Source organism: Acinetobacter sp. SK-43 (assembly GCF_015351505.1).
GTDB lineage: Bacteria > Pseudomonadota > Gammaproteobacteria > Pseudomonadales > Moraxellaceae > Acinetobacter > Acinetobacter junii.
Window position 1 is genome coordinate 1 of the sequence record NZ_JADKPY010000100.1, and the last position, 910, is coordinate 910.

Consider the following 910-nt stretch of genomic DNA (forward strand, 5'->3'; position numbering starts at 1 on the left):
GAGTACAATCAGGCTTTACGTCAACGGGGTGCTTTCACCATTTGGTTTGATCCCCAAATGCAATGGTCTGCAACACCTACTGGAAAAAAAGGACGTCAACCTACCTACACTGATATAGCAATTCAATTTGCCCTGACGATACGAAACCTGTTCCAACTGGCTTTACGCCAAACACAAGGTTTCATTCAAAGCCTTTTTCAAATGGCTCACCTCGACTGGAATGTTCCAGACTTCTCAACATTGAGTCGGCGAGCAGATAAGCTCCAGCCACTTCTACATAAATCAGCAAAAAATCCACAGGAAGACTTGCATATTTTAGTTGATAGCACAGGGATCAAAGTTACAGGTGATGGGGAATGGGTGCGTAAAAAACATGGCGTAAACCAACATCGTCAATGGCTGAAATTACATCTTGCGACAGATGCAAACAGTGGAGAAATACAAGCGGTTGAAGTCACGACCTGCCAATATGGTGATGCTGAAATGCTCCAACCTCTTTTAGATCAAATTGATGAACCCATTGCATCTGTCACGGCTGATGGTGCTTATGACACAGTGAATTGTTATGATGCGATTTTGAAACGGCAAGCAAATGTAATTATCCCTCCTCGTTCCAATGCTGCTTTATGGGCAGAAAATGAAATTGGTAAAGCAAGGAATCATGCAGTACAAGGCTGTTGGGACAAGGGTCAAAAGCAGTGGAAACGAGATATTGGTTATCATCGACGATCCCGAATAGAGGCTAAAATGTTTGCCTTGAAACGACTTGGACAAGGTGTATCTAGTCGATGCTTTAATCGTCAGGTGGTTGACTTGCAAATAAGAGTCGATATTTTGAATAAATTTACTCAACTTGGTACAGCTAAAACGGTGGCTGTTGCATAAATATCTGAAGATTAGAACAACTCTA

Annotated in this window: 1 protein-coding gene; it reads left to right on the forward strand. The window is 42.1% G+C overall.

What is annotated here, in order from left to right; translation table 11 throughout:
* The coding region (locus IRT38_RS17385) for an IS5-like element ISAba10 family transposase (protein ID WP_194598347.1) at nucleotides 1-885 on the forward strand (885 nt) is incomplete at its 5' end.
* Nucleotides 886-910 lie beyond the last annotated feature (25 nt).